The sequence below is a fragment of the Halorubrum sp. CBA1125 genome (genome assembly GCF_009742825.1).
GTDB lineage: Archaea > Halobacteriota > Halobacteria > Halobacteriales > Haloferacaceae > Halorubrum.
The window spans coordinates 1-4,829 of record NZ_WPCE01000206.1; the positions used below are offsets into that span (position 1 = coordinate 1).

Genomic DNA, 4,829 nt, shown 5'->3' on the forward strand with positions numbered 1-4,829 from the left:
TGAGCGGGACGCTCACCCCGACGAACTCCAGGACCGTCCGGAACTCGTAGACGATCACGCCGAAGATCGCGAGGGCGACGAGCAGTCCCCCGCGGCTCACGTCGACGCTCATCGCACCACCCCGCCGATCGCGGCCGCGGTCTCGCCGACGGCGCCGCCGATCGCGGTCGCGGCGGCCGAGAGCGCGTCCAGCGCCGGCGCGAGCCACACCGGATACGTGCCGACGCCCGGCCCGAGAAGCCCCCCGCGGTTGATGATCGCTGCGAGCGGGAGCGCGTACGCGAGCACGACGAGCACCACCGCGATGCTCACCCACAGCCGGAGCCTGTCGAGCACCAGCGGCGCGTCGTCGGGGCCGGACAGCGCCGGCGACAGCGACTCCGCGAGCCCGGAGACGCGGGGGTTGCCCATCGTGAGCACGACGTTGCCGATGAAAAGCACCGTCGAGACGAAAAGCAGCGTCCCGCCGATCGCGATCTGGACGTTCAGCTCCTCGAAGCCGCCCAGCATCGCCGGGTACTCGAAGTTGGCGTACTCCGGCTCCGCGGTCCGCCGCGGGACGCCCAGGATCCCCTGCGCGTGCATCGCGTTGGACATGAGCGCCATGCCGATGAACCAGAGGACGACCTGGAACAGCCCGATCTGGCTGCTGTATATCGGCTTGTTGGTGATCTGCGGCCAGATCCAGTAGGTCGCCGCCATGAACGTGAGCGCCACGGCGGTCCCGACGGTGAGGTGGAAGTGGCCGGGGACCCAGATCGTGTTGTGGATCAGGTAGTTGATGTTCATCCCGGCGTTCACCATCCCGGAGAAGCCGCCGGCGGCGAACATCAGCCCGGCGAGCATCATCCCGGCGAACTCCGGCTTGCGCCACGGCAGGTCCGTGAGCCAGCCGAGCAGGCCGGTGCCGCCGCGCTGGCGGGCGCCGTACTCGACGCTCGCGACCACCGTGAACGCCGTGAGCAGGCTCGGCAACAGCAGGAACATCGTGTTCGTCATCGAGATGAACTTGAACCCCTCGGCGATCCCGGGGTCGAGGTACTGGTGGTGGATGCCGACGGGGGTCGAAAGCAGGAGGAACAACACGAACACGACGCGCGCGAGCGGGTCGCTGAACAGCCGTCCGCCCGCGATCGTCGGGAGCACGGTGTACCACAGCAGGTACGCCGGCATCAGCCAGAAGTAGACCACCGGGTGGCCGAAGAACCAGAACAGCGTCCGGGTCAGCGTCGGGTTCACCTGCTCGATCAGGCCGAGCGACCACGGCAACAGGAAAAGCAGCACCGAGGCTGCCACCGCCGAGGACGCGATGTACCACATCGTCATCGTCGTCAACACCATGAACGTCTGGAGCGGGATCCGCTCGTCCGGGTGCTCGCGGCGCCACGCGAGGAACGTTCGGAACCAGTCGGCGCCGGCGATCCACGACCCGAGGATGAAGACGGCGAGCCCGGCGTAAAACAGCGGGTGCGCCTGCAGCGGCGCGTAGAAGGTGAACAGCACGTCGGCGCTCATGTCGACGGCGTCGGTGAAGCCCGCGAGGATCGAGACGCCCGTCATCGTCATCCCGACCGCCATGAGCCCGTACCACGTCCACGTGATCTTGATGTTCACGAGCGGCCGGTCGAGGCTCCGGACCACCGCCCACGTGAACAGCCCCACGAGGAAGAACGTCGTGAAGCTGAGCGCCAGGAATACACCGTGTGCGGTCAGGGAGGTGTAGTAGTCGGTGGAGTCGATGAGCCCGCGGAAGACGCCGGTCCGGTGGAGCGTCTGAACGATGCCGAAGAACGCCCCGAGCGCGAGCGCCAGGAAGGAGCTGAGGAGCGCGGCGCGCACGACGCGCGCCTCGTCGGGGAAGCGGTCGTAGAACGTCCGGTCGGTTTCGAGGGCCTGGCTCATTCGCCGTCACCCCCGTTCTGCCCTTCGTACTCGGACTGGCTGACGACCTCTAACGTCCCCGACATCCCGTGGTGGCCGGCGCCGCAGTACTCGTTACAGACGATCCCGTACTCGGCGGGGCCGTCGGTCTCGACCGTGAGCTTCGCGACCTCGCCGGGGATCACCATCGTGTTCGCGTTCGTCCCGACGACCTCGAAGCCGTGGATCACGTCCCGGGAGGTGACGTAGAACGTCACGGTGCTGTTCGCCGGCACGACGAGCGGGTCCGGCTGGAACGCGAACTGGTAGGCGACGACGTACGCCGCGTACTCGTTCTCGCCGACCCGCTCGACCCGGGGCTCGGCGAAGCGCTCGTCCTCGTCGAGCGCCGTCGCGTCGACGGTCGGTTCCGAGTCGGCCACCATCGCGACGCCGGGGCCGACCGCCCCGTACGTCACGGTGCCGATGAGCGACAGGATCAACAGGAGCGACACCGCGAGCCAGAGCTTCTCGTAGTCGTGTATGTGCACGCGTGATCACCCCACGACGACGAGGTCCCGGCCGAGGAACTCGACGTAGTAGATGTACACCCACGAGAGCACCAAGATCACGAAGTATATCCCGATGAGCGTGAGCGTGCCGATCGGGTCGAACTCCTCGCCGTCACCGCTCACGTCGTCCACGCCGGCGTGTGCGGCTTCGCTTCGAGCCATAACGCTCGGTTGTTCACACCGAAGTATATACGATCGACTCGTTCCCAGAATGTGGGAACTTTGCCGTTATCTATGACTGTCGACCCCGTACCGGGTCTATGGACTTCTCGCTACAGCAGGCCGTGTTCCTCGTGCTGGGCGGGCTCGTTCCCGCGGCCGTGTTCCTCGCCGACCGAGCGGCGTTCGTCGTGGCGGTCACGTTCGTGAACGTGCTGCTCATCTGGGGCAGCCTCCGCGTCGCCACGGGCGGGAGTATGCCGCCGGGAACCGGCTCGGGGAAGCCGAACGAGGCGGCACACGACTGACCTGACCACTGCCGATCGGTGCGGACCGACGGCGACCGCTGCCGGCCGCTCGCGGGCACCGACGACCGCTGTGGCCGGCACTGACCGACGACCGCTGTGGCCGGCACTGACCGACGACGACCCCCACCGGAACACTCAGCAATGTCGCACTGTACCCTCTGTGACCTGCCCACCGGAGACGACCCGCACACCGCCCCGGACGTCGACGGCGCGTTCTGCTGTCGGGGGTGTCTGGCGGTCGCGCGGTCGCTCGACGATGTCGACGACCTCGACGCGGTCGACGAGCGGCGCCCCGCCGTCCGTCCCGACGAGGCGTTCGACGGGGAGACGGCGTTCCTCCACGTCGACGGGATGCACTGTGCGACCTGCGAGTCGTTCCTGGAGATGACCGCGGGCGAGCAGCCCGGGGTCGCGGCCGCCGAGGCCAGCTACGCCACGGACACGATCCGGGTCGACTACGACCCGGACGCGGTGAGCGCCGCGGAGCTCCCCGACCGGCTCTCGGTCGCGGGCTACACCGCCAGCGACCGGGCGGACCCAGAGTCGGCGGACGACGACGCAGTCGTGCGGTTCCTGATCGGCGGCGGGTTCTTCGGCATGATGGCGATGCTGTGGTACGTCCTCTTCCTCTACCCGACGTACTTCGGGTACGACCCGATCCTCGACCTCGGCGGCGTCTCGGGGCGGTACCTGTTCGCGCAGATCTGGGTGTTCGCCTCGATCGTGTTGTTCTACACCGGCTACCCGATCCTGCGCGGGGCGTACGTCAGCCTGCGGGCGCGCCGGCCGAACATGGACCTGTTGGTGTCGCTGGCGGCGGCGAGCTCGTACGCCTACAGCACGCTCGCGCTGCTGCTCGGGCGGACCGACCTCTACTTCGACGTGACGATCGCCGTGATACTGGTGGTCACCGCCGGCAACCACTACGAGTCGGTGATAAAGCGGCGCGCGACCGGGATGCTCTCGGAGCTGACGACCGCGACGGACCGCGAGGTGCACACCGAGTCCGGGGAGCCGGTCGCCGCCGAGGCGGTCGAGCCCGGCGACCGGCTGCTGGTGCGCCCGGGCGAGCGGGTGCCGTTCGACGGGACGGTCGTCGAGGGGACCGCCGCCGTCGACGAGGCGCTCGTCACCGGCGAGTCGGTCCCGGCGACGAAGCGCGCGGGCGACCCGGTTCGCGGCGGCACCGTCGTCACCGACGCGCCGGTCGTGATCGAGGTGGGCGAGGACGCCGAGAGCACGCTCGACACCCTCGTGCGCCTGCTCTGGGAGATCCAGAGCTCGCGGTCCGGGATCCAGCGGCTCGTCGACCGGCTCGCGACGGCCTTCGTCCCGCTCGTCGTCGCGGTCGCGGTCCTGGCCGCGGGCGGCACGCTCGCGGCCGGCGCGGCGCCGACCGACGCGGCGCTCGTCGGGCTCACGGTGCTCATCGTCTCGTGTCCGTGCGCGCTCGGGCTCGCGACACCGCTCGCGGTCGCCGCCGGGATCCGCGACGCCGCCCGCCGCGGGATCGTGGTCGTCTCCGACGCCGTCTTCGAATCCGCGGCCGACGTCGACACCGTCGTGCTCGACAAGACGGGCACCCTCACCGACGGCGAGATGCGACTCCTCGACACGGTCGCGGCGGGGGCGACGCCGGAGCGCGTCCGGGAGCGCGCCGCGGCCGTCGAGCGCGCCTCGGTCCACCCGGTCGCGGAGGCGATCGTCGCCGGCGTCACTGGAGACACACGGACAGAACCCGACGGCGAGCGGATCGACGCCGACAGCGCGAACGAGGGGAGCGTCGCGCCCGACGGGGGCGCCGCGGCCGAGCGAGAACGGTCCGTCGAGCCGCCCGGCGATTCCGACGCGGACTCGCTCCCGCGGCCCGGCGACGTTGATGTCGGCGACCGCGGGGTTCGGGGGCGCGTCGACGGCGACGAGGTCGTCG

The 4,829-nt window shown here is 69.7% G+C and carries 5 protein-coding genes and 1 pseudogene; 2 read left to right on the forward strand and 4 right to left on the reverse strand.

Annotated features, from left to right (window positions below; genetic code table 11):
• The 4 genes and pseudogenes from GJ633_RS14055 to GJ633_RS17285 form a co-directional block, all read right to left on the reverse strand.
• A pseudogene (locus GJ633_RS14055) lies at positions 1 to 112 on the reverse strand (CbaC protein); the annotation flags it as partial.
• Complete coding sequence (locus GJ633_RS14060; RefSeq protein WP_156589317.1) at positions 109 to 1,902, reverse strand: b(o/a)3-type cytochrome-c oxidase subunit 1; 1,794 nt, start codon at positions 1,900 to 1,902, stop codon at positions 109 to 111. The pseudogene GJ633_RS14055 and the gene GJ633_RS14060, both read right to left, overlap by 4 nt.
• On the reverse strand, positions 1,899 to 2,411 hold the full coding sequence (locus GJ633_RS14065) for a cytochrome c oxidase subunit II (protein ID WP_321169095.1): 513 nt from the start codon (positions 2,409 to 2,411) through the stop codon (positions 1,899 to 1,901). Before GJ633_RS14065 ends, GJ633_RS14060 begins: the two co-directional genes overlap by 4 nt.
• A gap of 6 nt (positions 2,412 to 2,417) precedes the next feature.
• Positions 2,418 to 2,594 (reverse strand): hypothetical protein, encoded by a 177-nt coding sequence (locus GJ633_RS17285; RefSeq protein ID WP_197431358.1) that lies wholly within the window; start codon positions 2,592 to 2,594, stop codon positions 2,418 to 2,420.
• A gap of 98 nt (positions 2,595 to 2,692) precedes the next feature.
• Here GJ633_RS17285 and GJ633_RS14070 point away from each other — a divergent pair, with 98 nt between their 5' ends.
• Both GJ633_RS14070 and GJ633_RS14075 read left to right on the forward strand, forming a co-directional pair.
• Complete coding sequence (locus GJ633_RS14070) at positions 2,693 to 2,899, forward strand: hypothetical protein (protein ID WP_156589318.1); 207 nt, start codon at positions 2,693 to 2,695, stop codon at positions 2,897 to 2,899.
• Between the two features lie 141 nt (positions 2,900 to 3,040).
• Positions 3,041 to 4,829, forward strand: a 1,789-nt coding sequence (locus GJ633_RS14075; protein WP_156589319.1) for a cation-translocating P-type ATPase, incomplete at its 3' end; no start/stop codon positions are given.

Excerpts from the sequence above, each read along its gene's own strand:
- GJ633_RS14060 (WP_156589317.1), bottom strand. The coding sequence starts at position 1,902 with ATGAGCCAGGCCCTCGAAACCGACCGGACGTTCTACGACCGCTTCCCC.
- GJ633_RS14070 (WP_156589318.1), top strand. The coding sequence starts at position 2,693 with ATGGACTTCTCGCTACAGCAGGCCGTGTTCCTCGTGCTGGGCGGGCTC.
- GJ633_RS17285 (WP_197431358.1), bottom strand. The coding sequence starts at position 2,594 with ATGGCTCGAAGCGAAGCCGCACACGCCGGCGTGGACGACGTGAGCGGT.